Raw genomic sequence first — 25,868 nt, forward strand, 5'->3', positions numbered from 1 at the left:
ACCAGGGAGTTCCCTTCTATCAGGGCATAAGCTGGTCTTATGAGTGACGTGGAGGGGCGGCAGGAGCACACGGCATCACTGGCACACCGGGTGCCTGACCTGGCCGCGCTGGAGCTGCTGCTGGCGGTGGCGCGGCTGGGCAGTCTCGGGGCGGCGGCGCGTGAGGTCGGCATCACCCAGCCCGCGGCCAGCAGCCGGATCCGCTCCATGGAGCGGCAACTGGGCGTGGCCCTGGTCGACCGTTCGCCCCGCGGCTCCCGGCTCACGGACGCGGGCGCCCTGGTGACGGACTGGGCCCGCCGGGTCGTGGAGGCGGCCGCGGCCTTCGACGCGGGTGCGCGCGCGTTGCGGGACCGGCGGGACTCGCGCCTCCGGGTCGCGGCGAGCATGACCATCGCCGAGTACCTGCTCCCGGGCTGGCTCCTCGCGCTGCACGCCGGGCGGCCCGACACGGCCGTGTCGCTGCTCGCGGGCAACTCGGCGAAGGTGGCGGAACTCCTGCTGGCCGGGGAGGCGGACCTCGGGTTCGTGGAGGGCCTGTCCGTCCCCACGGGTCTGGACTCCGCCGTCATCGCTCGTGACCGGCTGATCGTCGTCGCCGCGCCCGGCCATCCCTGGGCCCGCCGCCGGCGCCCGGTGACGGCGGAGGAGCTGGCGGGCACCCCGCTGATCCTCCGCGAGCGCGGCTCCGGAACCCGGCAGGTCCTGGACGCGGCGCTCGGCGGCCTTGCCCGCCCGCTGATCGAGCTGTCCTCCACCACGGCGGTCAAGGCATCGGCGGTCAGCGGCGCGGGGCCCTCGGTGCTCAGCGAGCTGGCCGTGGGGGAGGAGCTGGCGATGCGCCGCCTGGTCAGCATCCCGGTGGAGGGCGTGTCCCTGCACCGCGAGCTGCGAGCGGTCTGGCCGACCGGACACCGGCCCACCGGCCCGGCCCGGGAGTTGCTGTCGCTGACGCGGGGGTGACGGGCGCGGCTCGGCCGGGACCGGGGGTGCTCGCCCTGAACGAACCCGGCACCGCCGGACTGTGACTCAGGAAGCGGCTGTCACCAGCGCCGACATCACCCGCAGGTCCTCACCCATCTCGGGGTGCCACTGCACGCCCAGGACCCAGCCCCGGTCCGCCGGCAGTTCGATCGCCTCCACCGTGCCGTCCGCCGCGTAGGCCGACGGCACCAGTCCCGCGCCGAGCCGGTCCACGGCCTGGTGGTGGTAGGTGGGCACCGTCGTCTCCTCCGGGACGATCCCGGCGTACAGGGTCCCCGGTACCGGCTTCACCGGGTGGCCGCCGAACACGCCGACCACCTCCGCGTGTCCCTCCAGGTGCTGGACCAGCGTGCCGCCGAGCGCCACGTTCAGCAGCTGCATGCCCCGGCAGATGCCCAGCACCGGCGTTCCGGCGTCCAGCGCGGCCTCGATCAGGGCGAGTTCCCAGGCGTCGCGGGCCGGGGCGGGCGGACCGGTACGGGGCTCGCGCTCGGCGCCGTACCGGTCCGGGTCCACGTCCGGGCCGCCCGCGATCACCAGTCCGTCCAGCCGGGCCACCGTCTCCGCCGCGCGCTCGGGTGCGTCCGGCGGCAGCATCGCGGCCAGCCCGCCGGCCCGCTGCACCAGCCGTGGATAGCCGGCCGGCAGCAGAGCCGCGTCCAGCTCCCACACGCCCCAGCGCGCGCCGGACTCCAGATAGGTGCTGATGCCGATCAGCGGTCGTACCGTCATGCCGCCCTCCCCGGAAGTCAAAGGTTTACGTCCATACCTTTCCAGAACCGCCTTACGCCAGGAAGCCCCGCAGCAGCGCCGCCGTGCCCGCGCAGTGCTCCCGCATCATCTCCCGCGCGCCGTCCGCGTCCCCGTCCAGCACCGCCTCGACCAGCGCGGTGTGCTGGCGCTGCGAGTGCTCCAGGTTGCGCACCAGCAGCGGGATGCAGTCGAGCAGGTCGTTCACCGTGGCCCGGACCGCCGCGTACTGCGCGGTCAGGGAGGGGGACCCGCACAGCTCGGCGAGGGTCAGGTGGAGCAGGGTGTCCAGCCGGCGATAGTCCGCCAGCGGGGCGTCGTGCGTGCGGGCCAGCGCCTCGCGCAGCCGGTCCGCCTGCTCGTCCGTCAGCCCGTGCGCCGCGCACAGCCCGGCCGCACCCACCTCCAGCACCTCACGGAACCGCAGCACGTCCTCGATGTCGACCTCGGCGATCCGCCGCCGCAGCTCGTCCTCGCCGCCGGCGTCCGAGCGCGGCAGGACGAACGTTCCGCCATAGCGCCCGCGCCGCGCCTCCACCAGCCCCTGGTCCGTGAGCACCTTCAGCACCTCGCGCAGCGTCACCCGACTGATCCCGAGCCGTTCCGCCAGCTCCCGTTCGGCCGGCAGCCGTTCCCCGCCCGGCACCAGCCCGAGCCGCACGACCTGGAGGATCTGCTCCAGCGCCTCCTCGAAGCCGTTGCCCGCCCGCACCGGCCGCAGCACCGGAGCGAGCCGGTCGACGACTCCCGGCGTATGCGCCTCCTGCCATTCCGTCTCCCGCGACATCCGCCGTACCCCCTTCCCAAGCAATGGTCCTGAGCAATACCTTATGGCTCCCGGCCCGGCCGAAAAAGCGCGAAGGCGCCGAAGGAGGCTCTCCCGTGGCAGACCGCACACCCCCGCTCGGCGTCGAGGAACTGCACGCCCTCGTCGCGAGCGGTGAGATCGACACTGTCGTCCTGGCCTTCCCCGACATGCAAGGGCGGCTGCAGGGCAAGCGGTTCGCCGCCCGCTTCTTCCTGGACGAGGTGCTGCGGCACGGCACCGAGGGCTGCAACTACCTCCTGGCCGTAGACACCGAGATGAACACCGTCGACGGCTACGCCATGTCCTCCTGGGACCGCGGCTACGGCGACTTCGCCATGCACCCCGACCTCGCCACCCTGCGCCGCATCCCCTGGCACCCCGGCACCGCGCTGCTCGTCGCCGACCTCGCCTGGAACGACGGCTCCCCGGTCGTCGCCGCGCCCCGCCAGATCCTGCGCCGCCAGCTGGAGCGGCTCGCCGAACTCGGGTACACCGCCCAGGTCGGCACGGAGCTGGAGTTCATCGTCTTCAAGGACTCCTACGAACAGGCCTGGGACGCGGGCTACCGGGGCCTCACCCCGGCCAACCAGTACAACATCGACTACTCCATCCTCGGCACCGGCCGCATCGAGCCCCTGCTGCGCCGGCTACGCAACGACATGGCGGGCGCCGGTCTCACCGTCGAGTCCGCCAAGGGCGAGTGCAACCCCGGCCAGCACGAGATCGCCTTCCGCTACGACGAGGCCCTCGTCACCTGCGACCAGCACGCGCTGTACAAGACCGGCGCCAAGGAGATCGCCGCCCAGGAGGGCGTCTCGATCACCTTCATGGCCAAGTACAACGAGCGCGAGGGCAACTCCTGCCACATCCACCTCTCCCTCGCCGACGCCGACGGCACCAACGCCATGGCCGACGGCGACGGAATGTCCGAGGTCATGCGGCACTTCCTCGCCGGACAGCTCGCCGCGCTGCGCGACTTCTCGCTCCTGTACGCCCCGAACATCAACTCCTACAAGCGGTTCCAGCCGGGCTCCTTCGCACCCACCGCCGTCGCCTGGGGCCACGACAACCGCACCTGCGCCCTCCGCGTGGTCGGCCACGGCCGCTCCCTGCGCTTCGAGAACCGCCTCCCCGGCGGGGACGTGAACCCCTACCTCGCCGTCGCCGGCCTCGTCGCGGCCGGCCTGTACGGCATCGAGCAGCGGCTGGAACTGCCCGAGCCGTGCCCGGGCAACGCCTACACCGCCGACTTCGAGCACGTGCCGACGACGCTCCGCGAGGCCGCCGAGCTGTGGGAGAACAGCCCCATCGCCAAGGCGGCCTTCGGCGACGAGGTCGTGGCGCACTACCGCAACATGGCGCGCGTCGAGCTGGAGGCCTTCGACGCCGCCGTCACCGACTGGGAGCTGCGCCGCTCCTTCGAACGCCTGTGACAACGCCTGTGAAAGGTCATCACGTGTCCGACCCGCACGAGCTGAAGGTCCTCAACCCCGCCACGGAAGAGGTCGTCGCCGCCGTCCCCGCCGCGAGCGAGGAGGACGTCGCCGCCGCCGTCGTACGGGCCGCACGCGCCCAGACGGGGTGGGCCGCCCTCGCCCCCGCCGACCGGGCCCGGCTGCTGCGCCGTTTCGCGGACGTGGTCGACGCCCACACCGAGGAACTCGCCCGGCTGGAGGTCCGCGAGGCCGGCCACACCCTCGGCAACGCCCGCTGGGAGGCCGGCAACGCCCGCGACCTGCTGCTGTACGCGGCCGGCGGCGCCGAACGCCTCCTCGGCAGGCAGATCCCGGTGCCCGGCGGCTGGAACGTCACCTTCCAGGAGCCCCTGGGTGTCGTGGGCGTGATCGCCCCCTGGAACTTCCCGATGCCGATCGCCGCCTGGGGCTCCTTCCCGGCGCTCGCGGCCGGCAACGCGGTCGTCCTCAAGCCCGCCGAGACCACCCCGCTCACCGCGCTCCGCCTCGCCGAACTCGCCCTGGACGCGGGCCTGCCCGAGCACGTCTTCCAGGTGCTGCCGGGTTACGGCCACACCGCCGGACGTGCCCTCGTCGACCACCCGGACGTCGCCAAGATCGTGTTCACCGGGTCCACCCGCACCGGCCGCGAGGTCATGGAGCGCTGCGCGAAGCTGGTCAAGCCGGTCACCCTCGAACTCGGCGGCAAGAGCCCCAACATCGTCTTCGCCGACGCAGACCTCACCTCCGCCCTCGACCCCTTCTCCTTCCTGGACAACTCCGGCCAGGACTGCTGCGCCCGCACCCGCATCCTGGTCCAGGAGACGGTCCTCGACGAGGCCCGTGAGTTCCTCGCCGACGCCCTCGCCTCCGTCGTGGTGGGCGACCCCGCCGACGAGAAGACCCAGATGGGCCCGCTGATCTCCCGTCAGCAGCTCGACCGGGTACGGTCGTACGTCCCCGAGGGCGCCCCCGCGCTGCGCGGCAGCGCCCCCGACGGCCCCGGCTTCTGGTTCCCGCCCACAGTCCTGACGGGGGAGCGGCCGGACGGCCGGGCGGCCCGCGAGGAGATCTTCGGCCCGGTCGCCGTCCTCCTCCCCTTCACCGACGAGGAGGACGCCGTCCGCCTCGCCAACGACACCCCCTACGGCCTCTCAGGCTCCCTGTGGACCCGGGACCTCGGCCGCGCCCTGCGCGTCTCCCAGGCCGTCCGCGCGGGCAACCTGTCCGTCAACTCCCACTCCAGCGTCCGCTACTGGACCCCGTTCGGCGGCTTCAAGCAGTCCGGCCTCGGCCGGGAGCTGGGCCCCGACGCCCTGACCGCCTTCACCGAAACCAAGAACGTCTTCATCAGCACGGAGGGCCCCGCACAGTGACCGACAACAGTGTTTGCCGCCGCCTGGTCGGCCGTACCGCCGTCGTGACCGGAGCCGGCAGCGGCATCGGCCTCGCCACCGCCCGCCGGCTCGCCTCCGAGGGCGCCCACGTGGTCTGCGCGGACGTGGACGAGGCCCGCGGCAAGGCCGTCGCCGACGAGGTCGGCGGACTCTTCGTGAAGACCGACGTCACCGACCCCGAGCAGGTCGAGGCGCTGTTCAGGACGGCGTACGACACCTACGGCAGCGTCGACGTCGCCTTCAACAACGCCGGCATCTCCCCGCCGGACGACGACTCCATCCTGGAGACCGGCCTGGAGGCCTGGAAGCGGGTCCAGGAGGTCAACCTCACCTCTGTGTACCTGTGCTGCAAGGCCGCCATCCCCTACATGCGGCGCCAGGGCAAGGGTTCCATCATCAACACCGCGTCCTTCGTGGCACGGATGGGCGCGGCCACCTCCCAGATCTCGTACACGGCCTCCAAGGGCGGCGTGCTGGCCATGTCCCGCGAACTGGGCGTGCAGTTCGCCCGGGAGGGCATCCGGGTGAACGCCCTGTGCCCGGGCCCGGTCAACACCCCGCTGCTGCAGGAGCTGTTCGCGAAGGACCCGGAGCGGGCGGCCCGCCGCCTGGTGCACATCCCGGTCGGCCGGTTCGCCGAGGCCGAGGAGATCGCCGCCGCCGTCGCCTTCCTGGCCAGCGACGACTCCTCGTTCGTCAACGCCACCGACTTCCTGGTGGACGGCGGAATCGCGGGCGCGTACGTCACGCCCCTGTAGGCCGTCCGGTCACAGGAAGGTCCGGCCCTCGCCCCGGTAGGTGGGTACGGTCGCTGTCACCTCGTCGCCCTCGACGAGGTGCAGCGCCTCGAACCGTTCGCACAGCTCGCCGGCCTTGGCGTGCCGGAACCACACCCTGTCGCCGATGAGCAGATCGTCGGCGGGCGAGCCGAGCAGCGGGGTCTGCACCTCGCCGGGGCCCTCCTGGGGGTCGTACTTCAGGCCCTCGGGCAGGTACGGCACCGGCAGCCGGTCCGGGCCGGCGGCGCCGGAGGCCGGGTAGCCGCCGCCGAGCACGGTGACCACCCCGACCCCCGGGCGCCGTACGACGGGCTGGGCGAACAGGGCGGCCGGGCGGCCGGTGAACGAGGTGTAGTTGTCGAAGAGCCGGGGCACATACAGCCCCGAACCGGCCGCTATCTCGGTCACCGCGTCCTCGGCGGCGGTGTGCTGCACACTGCCCGTGCCGCCGCCGTTGACGAACTCCAGGTCCGGTACGACGGCCCGCACCGCGCGCACGACCGCGGCCCGCCGCTCGGCCAGCTCCCGGCGCGCCGCCGCCTGCATCAGCCGGATCGCCCGGGACCTCAGCGGCCGCCCGGCCACCGCGTCCCCGACGCCCGCGATGTGCCCCTCGTACGCCATGATCCCGACCAGCCGGAAGCCCGGCCGCCGGGCCACCGACCGGGCCAGCTCGGCGAGTTGGGTGGGGGAGTGCAGCGGAGAACGCCGCGCCCCGACCCGGACCCGGCCGCCGAGCAACTTCAGCGAGGTGTCCAACTCCAGGCAGACACGCACCACTTCCCGTCCGCCGTCGCGGGCGGCGTCGATGAGGTCGAGGTGCGCCGGATCGTCCACCATCACGGTCACCGCACCGGCGAGCTTGGGATCGGCGGCCAGCTCGGCGAAACCGCTCCGGTCGGCGGACGGATAGGCCAGCAGCACGTCGTCGAAACCGGAGCGGGCGAGCCACAGCGACTCGGCCAGGGTGAACGACATGATGCCCTGGAAGCCGTCCATCGCCAGGACGCGCTCCAGCAGGGCCCGGCAGCGAACCGACTTGCTGGCGACCCGGACCGGCTTGCCCGCGGCCCGGCGGACGAGATCGGCCGCGTTGGCGTCGAAGGCGTCCAGGTCCACGATCGCGAGAGGGGCGTCGAGATGGGCGGTGGCCCGGTCGTAACGGGCCCGGTCGGCGGCGCGCGCAGTCATGACGGAAGCCTGCCAGACAGGATTACCGCAGGGTAGGGGGACGTTCCGGGCAGATGCCCCGGCGCCCCGGACTGGTTCTGATTCCGGCCCGTACAACCCGTAGAGTGACGCGCACGTACGGCGGAACGCGCACGGCCGCTTCACCTGAACCGGGATGCCGGTCCGGACGTACGGGTATGCGTGCCCGGGACGGAGCTTCGGCGCCGGGCGCGGCCGAGCAGCGCAGCGGCCCGCGTACGTGAGGACGGGCCCGGGCACGAGGAAACGGGGGGTGCATGAGCACGGAAGCGCGCCACGCCCCCGTCCCGCCGCGCCCCCCGGTCCCGCCCCGCCCGTCCACCCCGCCCGACGACCCCGACGACGAGCCGTCGGTCTTCACCCCGCGCGCCCCTCGCCAGGCCACCGGGGGCGCGGCAGGCGAGGAGGGCGCTTCTCCGGGGGCCGCCCCGGTCGAGGGCCGGCCGTCGGCTGGGCGCTACGTGCGTGAGGGCCGGTCTTCGGTGGGGTCAGCCGGGGGTGAAGAGTGGGTTTTGGGCGGGGACTTCATGGGCGATGGCCGGTCTTTGGCGGGGTCCGCCAGAGGCGATGCCCGGGTGTCGGCCGCGGGGCTCACGGGCAGGGCCTCTGCTTCGGGCACAGGGGACCCGGGTGCGGGCCCGGCCTCGGCCGCAGGGGCCGCGGGCACGGGCTCGCCTTCCGCCGCGGGCTCTGCGGGAAGCGGCTCCCGCTCCGCCGGGCCGTCCGCGGGCAACGGCGCGCCTGTTGTCGGGCGGACTGCCGCCAGTGACTCGCGTTCCGTCGGGCGGACCGCCGCCAGTGACTCGCGGCGCGCCGCCGACGGCTCGCCGTCCGGTGAGGCCGCGGCGCCAGAGGGCCGGCCGTTCCCCGGAGGCCCTGGTCCCCGTGCCGGGCAAGCGCGTCGGTCCGTGGGGCCGCGTCCCGTCGTGCCCGCGGCCGGCGCACCGGCGAGCCCGCCTCCGCCGCCGGCCTCGGCCCGGTTCCCCGACGCGCCGCCGAGCACAGGGCGCGATGCGCACCGCCCCGGACGGGAGTCCCGGCGGCCGGGAGCCCCCGTCGAGACCCCCACGGAGACGACGGCCAGGCTCCGCCCGGTCACACCGTCGGAGACGACGGCTTCCGCCCGCCCGATCACCCCCTCGGAGACGACGGCCCGGCTCCGCCCGGTCACCGGCGCCCCGAACGCGGCGCGCCCCGCCGCCGCGCCCGGCCGGTCCTCCGGCGGGTCGGGCGGAGAGCGCCGTGCCGCCTCCGCGTCCCCCTCCACGGTGTCCGCCGGGCGCCCGGGGACGGGCGCCTGGAGTCCCATGGCGCCGGCGTATCCCGTCGGCCCCCCACCGCCCACGTCGTCGCCGGACCCGGCGCTGTCCTGGAGTTCTCCGGCCGCGCGGCCCGTCATGGCGGACGGGGACAGCGAGCCGTTCGGTGGGCGGACATGGCACCGCATCGGCCCTCGTACCGCCGCCGCTGCCGCCTGTCTCGTGCTCGGTCTCGGGCTCATCGGCGGCGCCGTTACCGGGAGTTGGCTCACCGACGACGGCGGCGACGACACCTCCGGCGACCACTTCGCCACCGCCGGGGCGCTCTGGCACGACATGGCCGTGGACCAGCTGTTCCCGCCCACCGTCCAGGGCATCGGCGCCGGACCCGGCGGCGCCGACCGCACCTGGACCAGGATCGCCGTGGCCCCGGACACCGGCTGCGCGCACGCCTTCGACCCGCTGCTGGCCAAGGTGCTCGCCCCGGTCGGCTGCCGGCGCCTGCTGCGCGCCACGTACACCGACGCCACCCAGAGCCATGTCACCACAGTCGGCCTGCTGTTCACCAAGGCCGACCCGGCCGGCATGTCCGCGCTCGCCCACCAGTTCCGCGCCCAGCGCCTGGACCGGCGTGCCGACCTGATGCCCCGGCCGTACGCGGCCAAGGGCACCGCCGCGGCCGGCTTCGGCGACAGGCAGCGGGCCTCCTGGACCATCTCCGTCCTCACGGACGCCCCCGTCGTCGCCTACGCCGTCTCCGGCTGGGCCGACGGCCGCAGCGTCGACGTGCCCCAGCCCGCCGCCGACGCCGTCAGCGCCGGCGCCACCACCGCACCGGCCCAGGCCGGGCTCGGCAACGAGGCCCAGGGCCTGGCCGACCGCATCGAACGGCGCCTGCGCCAGAGCATCGGCACGGCCACGGAGAAACCTTCATGAGGCGATCGAGGCAGTCGATACGCGGCCGCCACCGTGTGGAACCCGCCGGCGCGGCGCTGAGCCTGCTGCTCGCCGGCGCCCTCGCCCTGGCGCCGGCCACCACGGCCCACGCCGACGGCATCCGCGCCCAGCAGTGGGGCCTGTCCGCGCTGCACCTGGACGAGGCCTGGCGCACCACCAAGGGCCGGGGCGTCACCGTCGCCGTCCTGGACACCGGCGTCGAGGCCGACCATCCGGACCTCGCCGGCAACGTCCTGCCCGCCAAGGACATGATCGGCTTCGGGGCCAGGCAGGGCGACCGCGACTGGGCCCGGCACGGCACCGCCATGGCCGGCATCATCGCCGGGCACGGCCACGGCCCCGGCGGCGGCGCCGGTGTCATGGGCGTCGCTCCGGAGGCGAAGATCCTGCCCGTGCGGGTGATCCTGGAGGACGGCGACCCCGCCCGCGCCAAGGCCCGTACCAGCCGCGGCAACGCCCTCGCCGAGGGCATCCGCTGGGCCGCCGACCACGGCGCCGACGTCATCAACCTCTCCCTCGGCGACGACTCGAACTCCGCGCACCCCGAGCCCAGCGAGGACGAGGCCGTGCAGTACGCCCTGAAGAAGGGCGTGGTGGTCGTCGCCTCCGCGGGCAACGGCGGGGACAAGGGCGACCATGTCTCCTACCCGGCCGCCTACCCCGGCGTCATAGCCGCGACCGCGGTGGACCGCTACGGCACCCGCGCCTCCTTCTCGACCCGCCGCTGGTACGCCGCGGTCAGCGCGCCCGGCGTCGACGTGGTGATCGCCGACCCCGACCACAAGTACTACGAGGGCTGGGGCACCTCGGCCGCCTCCGCCTTCGTCTCCGGCGCCGCGGCCCTGGTCAAGGCCGCCCACCCCGAACTGACCCCGGCCCAGATCAAGAAGCTCCTGGAGGACACGGCCCGGGACGCGCCGGTCGGCGGCCGGGACGACTCCCGGGGCTTCGGCATGATCGACCCGGCGGCGGCACTGCGGGCGGCCGAGCGGCTCAGGCCGCAGAGCCTGCGCGCGGCGTCGTACGGGAAGAAGTACTTCGGCACAGGTCCGGACGCCCCCAGGGCCACGTCCTCGACCGCCGACTGGGCGGGCCCCCTGGCCGGCGGTACCGGCGGGGTCCTGCTGGTGGCGGGCGTGGCGCTGTGGCGGGGGCGCAGGCAGCGGCTCTGAGGCGCACCCCGATCACTTGGCACCGGTAGCCGGATCACTCACCGGCGAACGCCGACACCGCCGCCTTCGCCGCCGCCTCCACCAGCGCGATGCCCTTCGCCTGTGTCTGCGTGCCCTTCGACAGCACTGCCACCAGATAGTCGGTGCCGTCCACCGTGATCCGCCCGATGCTGTTGACGTCCCACAGCCCCGTCGTGCTGCGCGCCAGCCAACCGTTCTTCAGCGCCCAGGAGTTGCCTTCCGCGGCGGCCGACACCCCCCACCGCTGGTCCGCCTCGACCGACCTCATCAGCCCCTGCACATAGGTCCGGGAGGCCTCGCTCAGCCTGGAGTCCTTGCCGAACACCTGCTGGAGCAGGACGAGTTGGTCCGCCGCCGTGGTCTGCGTCAGCCCCCACAGCTCACCCTCGCCGCCAAAGGTCGCGGTCAGCCCGAAGCGCTTGTTCGCCGCGTCCAGGCCGTCCGCCCGCCCGATGGCGTGCCACAGCGCCGTGGCGGAGGCGTTGTCGCTGTTCTCGATCATCTTCGTGGCGTACGCCTGCTCGGCCGCCGTCAGCCGCCGGCCCGCGTCCTGCGCCTGGAGCAGCAGCGTGGCCAGGATGCCGACCTTCACGATGCTCGCCGTGTCGAAGGCCGCGTCGCCGTACGCGGCGCTCTCCCCGGAGTCCACCGCCAGCACCGCCGCCGACACCTGTGCGCCCGACGGCACGCTCACCGCCGTCAGCGCCTTGCCCAGCAGCGCTTTCCGGTCCACCGCCGGCTCCGTCACGGGCTCCACCGAGGCCTCCTCGCCCGCCCCGGCCGAGGAGGAGGCCGAGGGCGTCGCCGCCGACGATACGGCCGCCGTGCCCGGATGCGCCCGCGTCCTCACATAGGCCGTGCCGCCGGCCGTCACCCCGCCCACGGCGACCACGGCGAGAGCGGTGTACAGCAGGGACGGCACCGGGACGGGCGCGCACGACGGCGCCGGCGGGCTCTGGAGGACTCCATGGCCGCGATGCTCGGGCCGGCGACTGTGCACCTCGTTGGACGGACATGAGACGGGGCTCAGGGAACGCTGAGGTTCCTGTGAAGGCTCCCGTGCAGCGGGTCGGCGAGGTGCCTATAGGGTCGGTGACCGTGGCGAACAAGAACATTCCCGACCCCGGCTTCTCCGACGACGACGGCTCCGCCGACCCCCGGCTGAGCGCCGCGCTCGCCGCCTGGGCCGAGGACCGCAGCGCCCTCGGGCCCGTCCTGGAGGCGCTCAAGGGCGCCCGCCTGCTCGTCCCGGTGGTCGCCGTGCTGGGCGAGGCCGAGGTGGATGAGAACGGGCTGCGTCGCGAGAAGACCAGCGACATGGCCGTACCCACCCTGAGGGCCGGCGACCGCACCGCACTGCCCGCCTTCACCTCCACCGACTCCCTCGCCCGCTGGGACCCCGCGGCCCGCCCGGTCGCCGTACCCCTGCACCAGGCGCTGCAGGCCGCCGCCCACGAGAAGGCCGACACGGTCGTGCTGGACCTCGCGGGGCCCGTGCCCTTCGAGCTGACCGGCCCGGCGCTGCTCGCCCTCGCCGAGGGCCGCACCAGCACCGACCCGCTCGCCGACCCGGCCGTCGTCGAGGCCGTCCGTACGGTCGTGGCGGCGGAGCCCGCCGTGCTGCGCGCCCACCTCGGGCCCGGACACGCCGACGGCACCCTCGCCCTGGTCCTCGACCCGGCCGCCCCGCCCGCCGAGGCCGCCCGCGCGGTCGCCGAGCGGCTCGCCGCCGACGAAACACTGAGGGCCCGCCTGGTGCGCGGCCTCGACCTGGCACTGCTGCCGGCCGGGACCACGCCTCCGGGCGAGCCCCTGTACGTACGCGGGTAGTAGAGCTACGGCCCTCGGTCAGCCGTAGACCGGGCCGGTGTACTTCTCGCCCGGCCCCTGGCCCGGCTCGTCCGGCACGATCGACGCCTCGCGGAATGCCAGCTGCAGCGACTTCAGACCGTCGCGCAGCGGCGCCGCGTGGAAGGAGCTGATCTCGGTCGTGCTCGCGTCCAGCAGGCCGGCGAGCGCGGTGATCAGCTTGCGGGCCTCGTCCAGGTCCTTGTACTTCTCGCCCTCCTCGCTCAGCCCGAGCTTCACGGCGGCGGCGCTCATCAGGTTGACGGCGACCGTCACGATCACCTCGACGGCGGGGACCTCGGCGATATCGCGGGTCATCGCGTCGAAGTCGGGGTTCTCAGGAGGGGTCTCACTCATGCCCCACACGATAAGCGGTGCGCCGGAGCGCCCCGGGAGAGCCCTGGCGGAGACCGTGGGTGTGCTTCGATTAGCCCTTCCCCGTCGGTGCTGCTAACCTTGTGTAACGACCGGCTGGACAGCAGTGCGTGCCCAGCCCACAAGTGGAGGCTCCGATCTCCCACCTGACCGTCCCTCGGGACGGCGGGTCACCCGGTCAGGCGGCCACCATCGTTCCGTACGGACGATGGAGTCGCCCGAAAGTGCGCCCCGCGGTCACCGCGGCGGTGCTCCGGTAGTCATTGGAGCCCCGCCTGTGATCGTCCGGGGCATTTTTTGTGCTTCGGCGCGGTTAGGTCTAACGAACAGACATACGCGGCTGTCCGCCAGACCGCCGTGTGGTGCTACCGAGGAGGATCCATCAGCGCCGAGCCCCGCATCAACGACCGGATTCGCGTTCCCGAGGTGCGACTTGTCGGTCCCAGTGGCGAGCAGGTGGGCATTGTCCCGCTCGCGAAGGCACTGGAGCTTGCGCAGGAGTACGACCTGGACCTGGTCGAGGTCGCGGCGAACGCCCGTCCGCCCGTGTGCAAGCTCATGGACTACGGGAAGTTCAAGTACGAGTCGGCCATGAAGGCCCGTGAGGCGCGCAAGAACCAGGCGCACACGGTCATCAAGGAGATGAAGCTCCGGCCGAAGATCGACCCGCACGACTATGACACCAAGAAGGGTCACGTCGTACGGTTCCTCAAGCAGGGCGACAAGGTCAAGATCACGATCATGTTCCGTGGTCGCGAGCAGTCCCGTCCCGAGCTGGGCTACCGACTGCTGCAGCGCCTCGCGGAGGACGTCCAGGACCTCGGTTTCGTGGAGTCGAACCCGAAGCAGGACGGCCGCAACATGATCATGGTCCTCGGTCCGCACAAGAAGAAGACCGAGGCCATGGCCGAGGCCCGACAGGCGCAGGAAGCCCGCAAGGCGGAGGCGAAGGCCAACCCCGGTCGTTCGCAGAACCCTGCCGAGGCTGAGGCGTCCGCCGAGGAGCCCGCCGAGGCGTGATCCCCGGGGGACCCCAGGTCCCCGAGGATGTAACCGACAGAAGAGAGCGACGCTCCACCGTGCCCGGTTTCGCGACCGGGCACCGGAGCGCCACCGACGAGGAGATAACGGCGCTATGCCGAAGAACAAGTCGCACAGCGGTGCCAGCAAGCGCTTCAAGATCACCGGCTCCGGCAAGGTGCTCCGCGAGCGCGCCGGCAAGCGCCACCTGCTCGAGCACAAGTCGTCCCGCGTCACGCGTCGCCTCACCGGCAACGCCGAGATGGCCCCGGGCGACGCCGCGAAGATCAAGAAGCTTCTCGGCAAGTGACACAGCGGCGCCGACTGAGCGCCGTGCGTCTGGACCGGGACCGAATCGTTTCCGGGTCGTGTGAGGACCACCACGACCCCGCTACAAGGAGTTAACAAGTGGCACGCGTCAAGCGGGCAGTCAACGCCCACAAGAAGCGCCGGGCGATCCTCGAGCAGGCCTCCGGCTACCGCGGTCAGCGTTCGCGTCTGTACCGCAAGGCCAAGGAGCAGGTCACCCACTCGCTGGTCTACAACTACAACGACCGCAAGAAGCGCAAGGGCGACTTCCGTCAGCTGTGGATCCAGCGCATCAACGCCGCTGCCCGCGCCAACGGCATCACCTACAACCGCTTCATCCAGGGTCTGAAGGCCGCGAACGTCGAGGTCGACCGCAAGATCCTGGCCGAGCTGGCCGTCAACGACGCGGGCGCCTTCGCCGCGCTCGTCGAGGTTGCGCAGAAGGCGCTGCCTTCGGACGTCAACGCGCCCAAGGCCGCGTGACGCTGCGCCGGCTTTGAGTCGATGCTCACTGGACCCGCAGGCTTTACGGCTTGCGGGTCCTGTTGTTGGCGTCCGTGAGATGCTCGTTCGGCTGCGGGCGCGTCGTGGTCGCTCGCGCAGTTCCCCCCGCCCCTGACGGGGCGCTGAGACCCGCCGGCGCCACGAACAGATGAATTTCCCGAAGGTGAAGAAGAGGATGACGCCCGCTCCCGAGCTGATCTCCCCCCGGTCCGCCCGTGTCTCCGCCGCCCGGCGGCTCGCCAAGCGGAACTTCCGGGGCAAGGACCGGCTGTTTCTCGCGGAGGGGCCGCAGGCCGTTCGGGAGGCGGCTGGGCATCGGGTCGGCGGCGCCCCCACCCTCGTCGAGCTGTTCGCCACCGTGGAGGCCGCGGAGCGGTACGCCGACATCATCGGGGCGGCGCGGGATGCGGGCGCCCGGGTGCATCTCGCGTCCGAGGACGTCATCGCCGACATCTCCACCACCGTGACCCCGCAGGGGCTCGTCGGCGTGTGCCGGTTCCTCGACGCGCCCTTCGAGGAGATCCTCGCCGCCCGGCCGAAGCTGGTCGCCGTGCTCGCGCATGTGCGGGATCCCGGGAACGCCGGGACCGTGCTGCGGTGCGCCGACGCCGCCGGCGCCGAGGCGGTGGTGCTCACCGACGCCAGCGTCGACCTGTACAACCCCAAGGCCGTACGCGCCTCGGTGGGATCCCATTTCCACCTGCCCGTCGCCGTCGGGGTGCCGGTGGAGCGGGCCGTCGCGGGGCTGAAGGACGCCGGGGTGCGCATTCTCGCCGCCGACGGGGCCGGGGACCGGGACCTCGACGAGGAGCTGGACAGGGGCACCATGGGCGGGCCCACCGCCTGGGTGTTCGGCAACGAGGCCTGGGGCCTGCCGGAGGAGACCCGCGCGCTCGCGGATGCCGTGGTGCGCGTGCCGATCCACGGAAGGGCCGAGAGCCTGAACCTCGCCACGGCCGCCGCCGTATGTCTCTACGCGTCGGCCCGTGCGCAGCGCGCCTCCGGAGGGTGCCGCTCCGTCACCCAGAGCTAGTAGGGTGACCAACTCGGGGGCCCTGCGCCGTCTGAGAGGTGGGGTACGGGGATGAGTGTGGCCGGCACGAGCACCACGCCGGAGGGGCGGGGCGCGCGACGTACACCCGCGCCCCGGCCCGGTGACCACGGCTACGCCCTCGACCCCGACCAGCTGCCCGACGGCCTCGTCGTCGCCGACGAGCGCGGCCGGGTCGTCTGCTTCAACGCCGCCGCCGCACGGATCACCGCCCTGCGCGCCGCCGACGCCCTCGGCCGGCCGCTGGAGCAGGCGCTGCCGCTGGAGGATCTGGAGGGCCGCCGCTGGTGGCAGCTCACCGATCCCTACGGAGGCCTCGCGATCCGGATGCGGCAGCCGGAGCGCAATCTGCTGCTGCCCGGCGGCCGGGAGGTGCTGGTCTCCGCCCGGTATGTGCGGGAGCGGCCCCTGGGACCCGTCCAGCGGGTCGTCGTCTCGTTGCGGGACACCGAGGCCCGTCGCCGTACCGAGCGCAGCCACGCCGAGCTGATAGCGACGGTCGCCCATGAACTGCGCTCGCCCCTCACCTCCGTGAAGGGCTTCACCGCGACCCTCCTCGCCAAGTGGGAACGCTTCACCGACGACCAGAAGCGGCTGATGCTGGAGACCGTCGACGCCGACGCCGACCGGGTCACCCGGCTCATCGCCGAGCTGCTCGACATCTCACGGATCGACTCCGGGCGGCTGGAGGTGCGCCGGCAGCCCGTCGACATCGGGGCCGCCGTCTCCCGGCACATCCAGGCCTATGTCACCGCCGGCCAGCCCGCCGACCGCTTCCTGCTCCGCATCGAACAGCCGCTGCCCGATCTGTGGGCCGACCCCGACAAGATCGACCAGGTGCTCAGCAACCTCATCGAAAATGCCGTGCGACACGGCGAGGGAACCGTCACCATGGACGTGACGCCCTGCGCATCCCCGCGCGAGGGCGAGGAAACCGGCACGTCGGTCACGGTGAGCGACGAGGGTCCCGGCATCCCGGAGGAGTCCATGAACCGCGTCTTCACCCGCTTCTGGCGGGGCAGCAAGCGTGGGGGCACCGGCCTCGGGCTGTACATCGTCAAGGGCATCGTCGAGGCCCACGGCGGCACCATCACGGTCGGCCGCGCCCCCGGCGGCGGCGCCGAGTTCCGATTTACGTTGCCCGTGGCCGCGCCGGCGTATCTCGCCTAGCGGTCCGCGGGCCATTCGTCTGTCTCCACCCCGTTAGACTCGGCCTTTGGCACCTTTGTGTCCTTCACGCGGCCCTCGCGAGTCGGTGACGGGGACCATCCGCCAGGGGGCACCTCCCAGCGTCAGCTGGGGGACAATCGGAAGCACGGGAAGAGATGTCGGCACCCAATAAGTCGTACGACCCTGTCGAGGTCGAGGCGTTGAAACCGGAAGAGATCGAGCGCATGCGGGACGAGGCGCTCGCCGCCTTCGCCGCCGCAGGCTCCCTCGACGCGCTCCACGAGGCCAAGGTCGCCCACACCGGCCCCGCCTCCCCGCTGGCCCTCGCCAACCGCGAGATCGGCGCCCTGCCCCCGCACGCCAAGGCCGAGGCCGGCAAGCGCGTCGGCATGGCCCGCGGCGCCGTGAACAAGGCCCTCGCGGCCCGCCAGACAGAGCTGGAGGCCGAGCGGGACGCCCGCGTGCTGGTCGAGGAGGACGTCGACGTCACGCTGCCGTACGACCGCGTCCCGGCCGGCGCCCGCCACCCGCTCACCACGCTCTCGGAGCGCATCGAGGACATCTTCGTGGCCATGGGCTACGAGGTCGCCGAGGGCCCGCAGGTCGAGGCGGAGTGGTTCAACTTCGACGCCCTGAACATCGGCCCGGACCACCCGGCCCGCGGCGAGGCGGACACCTTCTTCGTGCAGGGCCCGGACGGCGGCACCGAGTCCGGTGTGGTGCTGCGCACCCACACCTCGCCCGTGCAGATCCGTTCGCTGCTCGACCGTGAGCTGCCGGTGTACGTGATCTGTCCCGGCGTCGTCTACCGCACCGACGAGCTGGACGCCACCCACACCCCGGTGTTCCGCCAGGTCGAGCTGCTCGCCGTGGACGAGGGCCTGACCATGGCCGACCTCAAGGGCACCCTGGACCACATGGTCCAGACGCTGTTCGGCGAGGGCATGAAGACCCGGCTGCGGCCGAACTTCTTCCCCTTCACCGAGCCGAGCGCCGAGATGGACATGCTCTGCTACGTCTGCAAGGGCGAGTCCGTCGGCAACCCGGACCGGCCCTGCCGCACCTGCTCCAGCGAGGGCTGGATCGAGCTGGGCGGCTGCGGCATGGTCAACCCGCGGGTGCTCACCGCCTGCGGCGTCGACCCGGAGAAGTACAGCGGCTTCGCCTTCGGGTTCGGCATCGAGCGGATGCTGATGTTCCGCCACAACGTCGAAGACATGCGAGACATGGTCGAGGGTGACGTCCGGTTCACCCGGCCGTTCGGGATGGAGATCTGATGCGGGTCCCGCTTTCCTGGCTGCGGGAGTACGTCGACCTGCCGGCCACCGAGACCGGCCGCGACGTCCAGGCCAAGCTCATTTCGGCCGGCCTGGAGGTCGAGACCGTCGAACAGCTCGGCGCCGACCTCACCGGCCCGCTCGTCGTCGGCCAGGTGCTGACGATCGAGGAGCTGACGGAGTTCAAGAAGCCGATCCGCTTCTGCACCGTCGACGTCGCCCAGGCCAACGGCACCGGCGAGCCGCAGGAGATCATCTGCGGTGCCCGCAACTTCGCCGTCGGCGACAAGGTCGTCGTGGCCCTGCCCGGCGCCGTGCTGCCCGGCGACTTCCGGATCGCCGAGCGCAAGACCTACGGCCGGGTCTCGCGCGGCATGATCTGCTCCAGCGACGAGCTGAACATGGGCGACGACGGCACCCACGGCATCATCGTGCTGCCGCCGGAGACCGAGGTCGGCAAGGACGCCGTCGAGCTGCTGGAACTGGTCGACGAGGTGCTGGACATCGCCGTCACCGCCAACCGCGGCGACTGCCTGTCCATCCGCGGTGTCGCCCGCGAGGCCGCCATCGCCTACGGCCTGCCGCTGCGCGACCCGGCCCTGATCGACGTACCGGCCCCGAACGCCTACGGCTACCCGGTCCAGGTCTCCGACCCCCACGGCTGCGACCGCTTCACCGCCCGCACCGTCACCGGCCTGCGCCCCGAGGCCCGCTCCCCGATCTGGCTGCAGCGCCGGCTGCAGAAGGTCGGCATGCGCCCGATCTCGCTCGCCGTCGACGTCACGAACTACGTGATGATGGAGCTGGGCCAGCCGCTGCACGCCTACGACCGCAAGCTGGTCCAGGGCACCATCGGCGTGCGCCGCGCCCAGGAGGGCGAGAAGCTGGTCACCCTCGACGGCGTCGAGCGCAAGCTGCACGCCGAGGACCTGGTCATCACCGACGACCGCGGCCCGATCGGCCTCGCCGGTGTGATGGGCGGCGCCAACACCGAGATCGCCGACCACGAGGTCACCGAGGACGGCGTGAACGGCACGACCGACGTGGTCATCGAGGCCGCCCACTTCGACGCCGTCGCGATCGCCCGTACGTCCCGCCGCCAGAAGCTGCTGTCCGAGGCCTCCCGCCGCTTCGAGCGCGGCGTCGACCCGCAGGCCGCCGCGGCCGCCGCGCAGCGCACCGTGGACCTGCTGGTGCTGCTCGCGGGCGGTACCGCCGAGGCCGGCGTCACCGAGATCGTCGCGCCCTCCGCGCCGCACACCATCACCATCCCGGCCGACCACCCGGACAAGGTCGCGGGTGTCGACTACGGCCGTGAGACCGTCGTCCGCCGCCTGCAGCAGGTCGGCTGTGACGTCTACGGGCAGGACGAGCTGATCGTCACCGTCCCGTCCTGGCGGCCCGACCTGGTCGACCCGAACGACCTCGCCGAAGAGGTCATCCGCCTGGAGGGCTACGAGAACCTGCCCTCCACGCTGCCCAAGCTCCCCTCCGGCCGTGGCCTGACCCACCGCCAGCGGCTGCACCGCCGGGTCGGCCGCGCGCTGGCCGGCGCGGGCTATGTCGAGGCGCCGAACTACCCCTTCGTCGGCGAGCAGGTCTTCGACCAGCTCGGCCTGGAGGCCGGCGACCCGGCCCGCCGTGTCGTCAAGCTGGTCAACCCGCTCAGCGACGAGGAGCCCGCGCTGCGTACGACGCTGCTGCCGGGCCTGCTCGGTGCCCTGCGGCGCAACGACGGCCGGGGCTCGCACGACCTGGCGCTGTTCGAGACGGGGCTGGTGTTCCACCCCCGTGAGGACCAGCGGGTCGCCACGCACCTGCCCGTCGACCGGCGTCCCACCGACGAGGAGATCGCCGCGCTGAACGCCGCGCTGCCCGAGCAGCCGCGGCACGTGGCCGTCGTCCTCACCGGGGCCCGCGAGCAGGCCGGCTGGTGGGGCAAGGGCCGCCCGGCGAACTGGGCCGACGCGCTGGAGGCCGGACGCGCCGTGGCGCGGGAAGCCGGTGCCGAGCTGATCGTCCGCAAGGGCCAGTACGGCCCCTGGCACCCCGGCCGCTGTGCCGAGCTGGTGGTCCTCGCCGACGGCGCGGAGCGGGTCGTCGGCCACGCGGGCGAACTGCACCCGCGGGTCCTGAAGGCCCTGGGGCTGCCCGAGCGCACCTGTGCGATGGAGCTGAACCTGGACGCCCTGGAGGCGGTGGGCGACGGCGCCCCGCAGGCGCCGAGCATCTCCACGTTCCCGGTCGCCACGCAGGATGTCGCCCTCGTGGTCGACAGGCCCATCCCCTCCGGGGAGGTCGAGGCGGCGCTGCGCGAGGGTGCGGGTGAACTCCTCGAGTCCATCCGACTGTTCGACGTGTACGAGAACGCGGAGCAGCTGGGCGAGGGCAAGAAGTCTCTTGCGTACGCGCTGCGGTTCCGGGCCGGTGACCGGACGCTGACGGTGGACGAGGCGTCGGCGGCTCGGGATGCGGCGGTTGCCCTCGCGGGAGAGCGCACGGGGGCTGTCCTCAGGGGCTAGTCGCCGTAGGGCGTTGCTGTCGTCGGCCGGCCGCGGGTCTTCCGTGGCCGGTCGCGCCCGTTCGGGGCGCTACCCAGCCGGCACGAGCTGCTGGATGCCCTCCTGCGCCAGCGCCTCCGCGTGCTGGTTGCCGAGCCTCCGGGCCAGTTCGAGGGCCTCGCGGTGCAGTCGTAGCGCCTCTTCCGGGAGGCCCGCGAGGCGGCAGGTCTCGGCGTAGCCGTTGAGGAAATGGATCTTCCAGTGTTCCTCGAACAGCTCGTCCAGGAGCGCGAAGGCTTCCCGGTGGCTGGCCAGTGCCTCCTGGTACCGGCCCGTCTGGCGCAGCGCCACGCCCCTGCAGTTGAGGCACCACGCCTGGTTGTTCAGGTGTCCGTCCTCGCGGGCCAGTGTCAGGGCCCGGTCCAGTTGCTCCACCGCCTCGTCCGGGTCCTGCTGGGCGACGGCCAGGCCGAGCGTGATCCGGGCCGTCAGGCCGGGCGACCATGCGGGGTCGGTGGGCCGCAGGCTCAGCAGCTCCCGGGCCCGCCGGGCCGCCTCCTCACGGTGTCCCAGCTGGAGCATCGTCCAGGCCTCCGACGCGGCCGCGTGGGCCGCTCCCGTCGGGCAGCCGGCCTGCTCGTAGAGCTTCCGCGCCAGCCGGAAGAGTTCCAGCGGCTCCTCGACCCGCCCCGCGTCCCAGCTCAAGTAGCCGCGACGCACGGTCAGTTCCGCCTCCGCGCGCGGGTCGCCCGACCGGGACAGCCGGCGTTCGGCCGCCTCGTACGCGGCGGCGGCCTCGGCCATCCGGCCCGCGTTGTAGCGTGCGTAGCCCAGATCGCTGTGGGCCTCGGCGAGTTGCACCGGATCGTCCAGGCGCTCGGCAGCGGCCAGCGACCGCTCGAAGAGCACGTTGAGATGTGTCGTGCCGCAGCGCCGGGCGAAGTAGGCGCGCAGGAAGCGCGGCAGCTCGCACACATGCGCGTCGGCCCCGACGGCGGCCGCCGTCTCGAAGGCCGCGATCAGGTTCGCGTACTCCGTGACGTACCAGCCGAAGGCCGCGTTCTTGTCCCTGAACTGCGGCAGCTCGGCCGGGCGGTGTCCGGCGGAGGGTGCCCGGCCGGGTGACAGGAACGGCATCGCGGCGTCGGCGGCGGCCGCCGCGTGCACGTAGTAGTCGAGCACCCGGCCCAGGGCCCGCTCCCGGTCGGCCGCCGAGTCCTGCTCGGCCGCGGCCCGTCGCGCGTGCTGGTGCACCAGGTCGTGCAGCCGGTAGCGGCCCACCGTCGGCTGCTGGACCAGGTGCGCGTCGAGCAGGTCCTCCAGCATCGCCCGGGCGCTGTGCAGCGGCACGTCCGCGAGGGCCGCCACCACGTACTCGTCGAACGACTCGCCGGGCAGCACGCCCAGCAGCCGGAAGAGACGGGCCTGGGACCGGTTCAGCTGGCGTACCGACATCGCGAACGCCGCGTTGAACGCGGCGTCGAACCCGCCCGCGCCCTGCGCCATCCGTTCGGCGAGGACGCCCACGGTCCAGCCCGGCCGGTGCCGCAGCCGCGCCCCGGCCAGGCGCAGCGCGAGTGGCAGATGGCCGCACAGCCGCAGCACCTCGGCCGCGGAGCCGGGATCGCGGGCCAGTCTGCCGTCGGGCCCGGCGGGGTCGCCGCTGGCCCGGGCCAGCAACCGGGCGCTCTCCTCGGGGCTGAGCACGTCGAGCGAGACCGGGGGCACCTCGTCCAGTCCGAGGAGCCGGTTGCGGCTCGTGATCAGGGCGACGGAGGGCCCGGCACCGGGCAGCAGCGGGCGCACCTGGTCGGCGTCGGCGGCGTTGTCGAGGACCACGACGACCCGTCGGCCGGCCAGCTCCGAACGCCAGCAGGCGGCCAGTTGCTCAAGGCCCTCCTGCGGGACCTTCTCCGACGGGACGTCGAGGGCGCCGAGCAGCATCCGCAGCGCGGCGTCGGGGTCCAGCGGCGGCCGGCCCTCGGTGAACCCGTGCAGGTCCACGTAGAGCTGCGCGTCCGGGAAGTCGGCGGCGAGCCGGTGCGCGGCGTGCACCGCCAGACAGGTCTTGCCGACGCCCGCCATGCCGTCGACGGAGACCGCCCGATGGCTCGCGACGGCGGCCAGCACGGCGGCGAGTTGCTCCGCACGCCCGGTGAAGTCGGGCACGTCGCGCGGCAGATCGTTGCGGACCGGCGGGCGGCCTTGGCGGGTGCTCTTCGGGGGCGCGGGCAAGGGGTTCGAGGCCCGTTCCCACACCGGACGCAAGGGGCGGGGGTCGCGCTTGACGAGCCGGCAGAGGCCCATCACAGCGGGCCAGGGCGGTACGGTCTGCCCGTTGAGATAGCGGGAGAGCGACGAGGAGCTGAGGCCGGTGTCCCGGGCGAGGGCCCGCACCCCCAGCCCGGACAGCTCCTGGAGCAGGCGCAGCCGGGCCGCCAGTTCCTCCTGCGGGTCGGTCGTCGTCCGTGCGTGCGCGTCCACTGTCCCCCCCCGGCTCTCCGTCCCGTTCGGGCTGAAGTCTTCCCAGCCAACTCGCCGCTGGTCAAGGCCGTTTCAGCTGTCCCACGGTGTCCCATCGGCATGGCCCGGGCAGGCCGCTGCGGCTGTGATGGAGTCACGCCCCGACGACAGGGGCCGAAGAACTCAAGACAACCAGTGGAGGAGCGGACCCAGATGCAGTCCCGTATGCAGAACCCCGCCGTCGTCCTGTCCGACGCGATGCAGCCCGTCCAGCAGCTCTTCAAGGCCGTGCACTCCGGCGGAGTGGACGCGCAGACGCTGGAGCTGGTGCATCTGCGGGTCAGCCAGATCAACGGGTGCAGCGCCTGTGTCGACGCCGGCGCCAGGACGGCCCGCAAGGCCGGAGTGAGCGACGAGCGGCTGGCCACGGTCGCCGCCTGGCGGGAGGCCCCGTACTTCACCGACGAGGAGCGGGCGGCCCTCGCGCTGGCCGAGGCCGCGACGCGACTCGCCGACCGTCCCGACGCGGTGAGCGACGACGTCTGGGACACGGCCGCCACCTACTACGACGAGAAGCAGCTGGCCGCGCTCGTCCTGATGATCGGTGTCACCAACCTGTTCAACCGGCTCAACGCCACCACCCGCCAGATCGCCGGCGCCTGGGGCTGACCCCCACCGCCCCGCCCCCACCGACCGCACCCCGCCCCCCGCAACCGAAGGAGACCCGCTGTGAACGCCACGCAGAAGACCGCCCGGAGCACCGCCGCCACGTCCGAGGGATTCACGGACGAGGAGCGAGCGGCGATGAAGGAGCGGGCCAAGGAGGTCAAGGCGGCCGCGCGCGGCGGATCGCGCGCCGCCAAGACCGCGCAGGACGAGGCCGCCGTGCTCGCCAGGATCGCGGAGATGCAGGACTCGGACCGGGCCATGGCCGAACGGCTCCACGCCGTCGTCCGGGCCGCCGCGCCGGAGCTCGCCCCGAAGCTCTGGTACGGGATGCCCGCGTACGCCCTGGACGGCAAGGTCGTCTGCTTCTTCCAGAGCGCGGAGAAGTTCCGGTCGCGCTATGCCACCTTCGGCTTCAGCGACCGGGCGAACCTCGACGAGGGAACGATGTGGCCGGCCTCCTACGCCCTGACGGAGCTGTCCGCCGCCGACGAGGCGAGGATCGGCGAACTCGTGCGGAAGGCCGTCGGCTGAGGGGCCGCGGGAGGGGTTCACCCCTGCGGCGAGCTGCATAAGTGCGGCTTGACCGACGCGGGCTCACTCGTTCGGGTGGGAACTGACGACGATCTGGCTTCTCGGGCCATGCCCTCGACAGAATCGGACCGGCCTTTCGGGGTCGGTCCGTCCGCTCTTTCAGGGCCCACATGGGGGACCAGAGGCATGATCCGCATCAAGGCACGGGCGCCCACCGCGGGGGGAGCGGTACTGCCCACGGTCTGGGGAGCCGTGGCGGTGGCCTACAAGTTCGGCTGCCCCCTGGCCCAGCAGAACGGGCTCGGCGCGCGCATCGTCACCAGCGCCGTCTTCTTCGCCGTCGGCACAGGGCTCATCGTCCATGTCCGCCGCGCGCTGCTGCGGGAGCTGCGGCAGGTCCGCCGGGTGGCGCGGGCCGCGCAGAGCGTCGTACTGCGGCCCCTGCCGCCACGCCTCGACGGGCTGAACATCGCCGCCGCCCAGCTGTCCGCGGACCGGGGCGCGAGCGTCGGCGGTGACCTGTACGAGGCGATCGCCACCGAGCACGGGGTGCGGGTGGTGATGGGCGACGTACGCGGGCACGGACTGGCCGCCCTCGGCACGGTCGCCGCGGTCCTCGGCAGCTTCCGCGAGGCCGCCCACGACGAGCCCGAACTCGGCGGCGTCCTCGGCCGGCTGGACCGGGCCCTCGCCCGGCACCTGCGCGAACGCGCCCGCGCCGAACACCCCGCGAACGGCGGCCAGGACCCCGACCACCCGGTCGCCGAGGAGTTCGTCACCGTCCTGCTCCTGGAGATCGACCGCGACGGCCGGCTGCGCGTCCTCAACTGCGGTCACCCGTGGCCGTATCTGCTCAGTGGCCCGAGAGTCGAGCCGTTGACGCGCGTCGACCCGCTTCCGCCGCTGGGTCCGTTCCCGCTTCCGGCCGAGCTGGAGGCCGAGTCCCGCGGTCATCTGGTTCCAGGTGAGTCCCTGGTTCTCTTCACGGACGGAGTGGAGGACGCGCGGGACAGCCGGGGCCGGTTCTTCTCGCTGCCGGACACGCTGAGCGACCTCGTCCGGGCTCATACCGTCTCTCCTCAGACGGTCCTGCGCACCGTTTTCACGGCGCTCCTGCACCACACGAGCGGCAGACCCACGGACGACATGGCGCTACTGGTCCTACGGAACGATCGAACGCGGGGCGAGCGTTCCTGCCCGGGGGTGCGCCACCCCAGTAGTCGGCCCGGCCAAGCCACCGCTTTTCGAGGGGGAGCCGGCGGCTTGGCCGGCACCTAAGTCAATCGGTGCAGCACGCTGAGCGACAGCGCGTGTACAGCGCGGATGCACGTGTTCCGTTCACACCCCGTGTGAAGGCGAG

Annotated in this window: 22 protein-coding genes and 1 pseudogene; 17 read left to right on the forward strand and 6 right to left on the reverse strand. The window is 73.0% G+C overall.

What is annotated here, in order from left to right; genetic code table 11:
• Positions 1–39: 39 nt before the first annotated feature.
• Positions 40–963 (forward strand): LysR family transcriptional regulator, encoded by a 924-nt coding sequence (locus tag ACZ5NH_RS11865; RefSeq protein ID WP_388626338.1) that lies wholly within the window; start codon positions 40–42, stop codon positions 961–963.
• Between the two features lie 66 nt (positions 964–1,029).
• On the opposite strand, the gene ACZ5NH_RS11870 is transcribed toward ACZ5NH_RS11865, so the two are convergent.
• Both ACZ5NH_RS11870 and ACZ5NH_RS11875 read right to left on the reverse strand, forming a co-directional pair.
• Positions 1,030–1,716, reverse strand: coding sequence for a gamma-glutamyl-gamma-aminobutyrate hydrolase family protein (locus ACZ5NH_RS11870; protein WP_468774557.1), 687 nt, complete (start codon positions 1,714–1,716; stop codon positions 1,030–1,032).
• Positions 1,717–1,768: 52 nt separating this feature from the next.
• Positions 1,769–2,521 carry a FadR/GntR family transcriptional regulator gene (locus ACZ5NH_RS11875; RefSeq protein WP_451551895.1) on the reverse strand — a complete coding sequence of 251 codons (753 nt, stop codon included), beginning with the start codon at positions 2,519–2,521 and terminating at the stop codon, positions 1,769–1,771.
• 95 nt (positions 2,522–2,616) lie between these two features.
• Between ACZ5NH_RS11875 and ACZ5NH_RS11880 the strand changes: the two genes are divergently transcribed.
• Genes ACZ5NH_RS11880 through ACZ5NH_RS11890 form a run of 3 tightly spaced genes read left to right on the forward strand, consistent with a single transcriptional unit; the run spans position 2,617 to position 6,151 of the window.
• Positions 2,617–3,975, forward strand: a complete 1,359-nt coding sequence (locus tag ACZ5NH_RS11880) for a glutamine synthetase family protein (protein ID WP_468774560.1) — start codon at positions 2,617–2,619, stop codon at positions 3,973–3,975.
• Between the two features lie 23 nt (positions 3,976–3,998).
• Entirely contained in the window at positions 3,999–5,372 is a 1,374-nt protein-coding gene (locus ACZ5NH_RS11885; RefSeq protein ID WP_468774562.1) for an aldehyde dehydrogenase family protein, read from the forward strand.
• The gene (locus ACZ5NH_RS11890) at positions 5,369–6,151 is read left to right on the forward strand and encodes a 3-oxoacyl-ACP reductase (RefSeq protein WP_388626330.1); all 783 of its coding nucleotides are present in this window, start codon (positions 5,369–5,371) and stop codon (positions 6,149–6,151) included. The genes ACZ5NH_RS11885 and ACZ5NH_RS11890 overlap by 4 nt, the downstream gene beginning before the upstream one ends.
• Before the next feature lie 9 nt (positions 6,152–6,160).
• Here the strand turns inward: ACZ5NH_RS11890 and ACZ5NH_RS11895 are convergent, their stop codons facing one another.
• Positions 6,161–7,363: an amino acid deaminase/aldolase gene (locus ACZ5NH_RS11895; protein WP_468774564.1), complete on the reverse strand. Its 1,203-nt coding sequence runs from the start codon at positions 7,361–7,363 to the stop codon at positions 6,161–6,163.
• Positions 7,364–8,688: 1,325 nt separating this feature from the next.
• Between ACZ5NH_RS11895 and ACZ5NH_RS11900 the strand changes: the two genes are divergently transcribed.
• Positions 8,689–9,576 (forward strand): hypothetical protein, encoded by an 888-nt coding sequence (locus tag ACZ5NH_RS11900; protein ID WP_468774566.1) that lies wholly within the window; start codon positions 8,689–8,691, stop codon positions 9,574–9,576.
• Positions 9,573–10,769: a type VII secretion-associated serine protease mycosin gene (gene mycP, locus ACZ5NH_RS11905; protein ID WP_468774567.1), complete on the forward strand. Its 1,197-nt coding sequence runs from the start codon at positions 9,573–9,575 to the stop codon at positions 10,767–10,769. Before ACZ5NH_RS11900 ends, mycP begins: the two co-directional genes overlap by 4 nt.
• A gap of 34 nt (positions 10,770–10,803) precedes the next feature.
• Here the strand turns inward: mycP and ACZ5NH_RS11910 are convergent.
• A pseudogene (locus tag ACZ5NH_RS11910) lies at positions 10,804–11,759 on the reverse strand (serine hydrolase).
• Positions 11,760–11,888: 129 nt separating this feature from the next.
• Between ACZ5NH_RS11910 and ACZ5NH_RS11915 the strand changes: the two are divergent.
• A complete protein-coding gene (locus ACZ5NH_RS11915; RefSeq protein ID WP_468774569.1) occupies positions 11,889–12,620 on the forward strand; it encodes an SseB family protein in 732 nt (243 codons plus the stop codon).
• An 18-nt stretch (positions 12,621–12,638) separates the two neighbouring features.
• Here ACZ5NH_RS11915 and ACZ5NH_RS11920 read toward each other — a convergent pair whose 3' ends face one another.
• The gene (locus tag ACZ5NH_RS11920; protein WP_228618719.1) at positions 12,639–12,995 is read right to left on the reverse strand and encodes a DUF1844 domain-containing protein; all 357 of its coding nucleotides are present in this window, start codon (positions 12,993–12,995) and stop codon (positions 12,639–12,641) included.
• 375 nt (positions 12,996–13,370) lie between these two features.
• On the opposite strand from ACZ5NH_RS11920, the gene infC reads away from it, so the two are divergent.
• The 7 genes from infC to pheT all read left to right on the forward strand — a co-directional run bounded on the left by infC (position 13,371) and on the right by pheT (position 20,866).
• Positions 13,371–14,033 carry a translation initiation factor IF-3 gene (infC, locus tag ACZ5NH_RS11925; protein WP_078630469.1) on the forward strand — a complete coding sequence of 221 codons (663 nt, stop codon included), beginning with the start codon at positions 13,371–13,373 and terminating at the stop codon, positions 14,031–14,033.
• Between the two features lie 115 nt (positions 14,034–14,148).
• Positions 14,149–14,343, forward strand: coding sequence for a 50S ribosomal protein L35 (rpmI, locus tag ACZ5NH_RS11930; protein WP_003977225.1), 195 nt, complete (start codon positions 14,149–14,151; stop codon positions 14,341–14,343).
• 98 nt (positions 14,344–14,441) lie between these two features.
• A complete protein-coding gene (gene rplT, locus ACZ5NH_RS11935) occupies positions 14,442–14,825 on the forward strand; it encodes a 50S ribosomal protein L20 (RefSeq protein WP_004002577.1) in 384 nt (127 codons plus the stop codon).
• A 196-nt stretch (positions 14,826–15,021) separates the two neighbouring features.
• Positions 15,022–15,879, forward strand: coding sequence for a TrmH family RNA methyltransferase (locus ACZ5NH_RS11940; protein ID WP_468774572.1), 858 nt, complete (start codon positions 15,022–15,024; stop codon positions 15,877–15,879).
• Positions 15,880–15,930: 51 nt separating this feature from the next.
• Positions 15,931–17,067 carry a sensor histidine kinase gene (locus ACZ5NH_RS11945; protein WP_468774574.1) on the forward strand — a complete coding sequence of 379 codons (1,137 nt, stop codon included), beginning with the start codon at positions 15,931–15,933 and terminating at the stop codon, positions 17,065–17,067.
• Between the two features lie 155 nt (positions 17,068–17,222).
• Positions 17,223–18,344, forward strand: coding sequence for a phenylalanine--tRNA ligase subunit alpha (gene pheS, locus ACZ5NH_RS11950; RefSeq protein ID WP_388626322.1), 1,122 nt, complete (start codon positions 17,223–17,225; stop codon positions 18,342–18,344).
• Positions 18,344–20,866, forward strand: coding sequence for a phenylalanine--tRNA ligase subunit beta (gene pheT / locus ACZ5NH_RS11955; protein WP_468774577.1), 2,523 nt, complete (start codon positions 18,344–18,346; stop codon positions 20,864–20,866). Before pheS ends, pheT begins: the two co-directional genes overlap by 1 nt.
• Before the next feature lie 69 nt (positions 20,867–20,935).
• On the opposite strand, the gene ACZ5NH_RS11960 is transcribed toward pheT, so the two are convergent.
• Positions 20,936–23,329, reverse strand: a complete 2,394-nt coding sequence (locus tag ACZ5NH_RS11960) for an ATP-binding protein (protein WP_468774579.1) — start codon at positions 23,327–23,329, stop codon at positions 20,936–20,938.
• A gap of 192 nt (positions 23,330–23,521) precedes the next feature.
• Between ACZ5NH_RS11960 and ACZ5NH_RS11965 the strand changes: the two genes are divergently transcribed.
• The 3 genes from ACZ5NH_RS11965 (at position 23,522) to ACZ5NH_RS11975 (ending at position 25,786) form a co-directional block, all read left to right on the forward strand.
• Entirely contained in the window at positions 23,522–23,977 is a 456-nt protein-coding gene (locus ACZ5NH_RS11965) for a carboxymuconolactone decarboxylase family protein (RefSeq protein WP_388626319.1), read from the forward strand.
• Between the two features lie 135 nt (positions 23,978–24,112).
• A complete protein-coding gene (locus ACZ5NH_RS11970; protein WP_388626615.1) occupies positions 24,113–24,508 on the forward strand; it encodes an iron chaperone in 396 nt (131 codons plus the stop codon).
• A 186-nt stretch (positions 24,509–24,694) separates the two neighbouring features.
• The gene (locus tag ACZ5NH_RS11975) at positions 24,695–25,786 is read left to right on the forward strand and encodes a PP2C family protein-serine/threonine phosphatase (RefSeq protein WP_468774581.1); all 1,092 of its coding nucleotides are present in this window, start codon (positions 24,695–24,697) and stop codon (positions 25,784–25,786) included.
• Positions 25,787–25,868 lie beyond the last annotated feature (82 nt).

Source organism: Streptomyces sp. NPDC031426 (genome assembly GCF_055581585.1).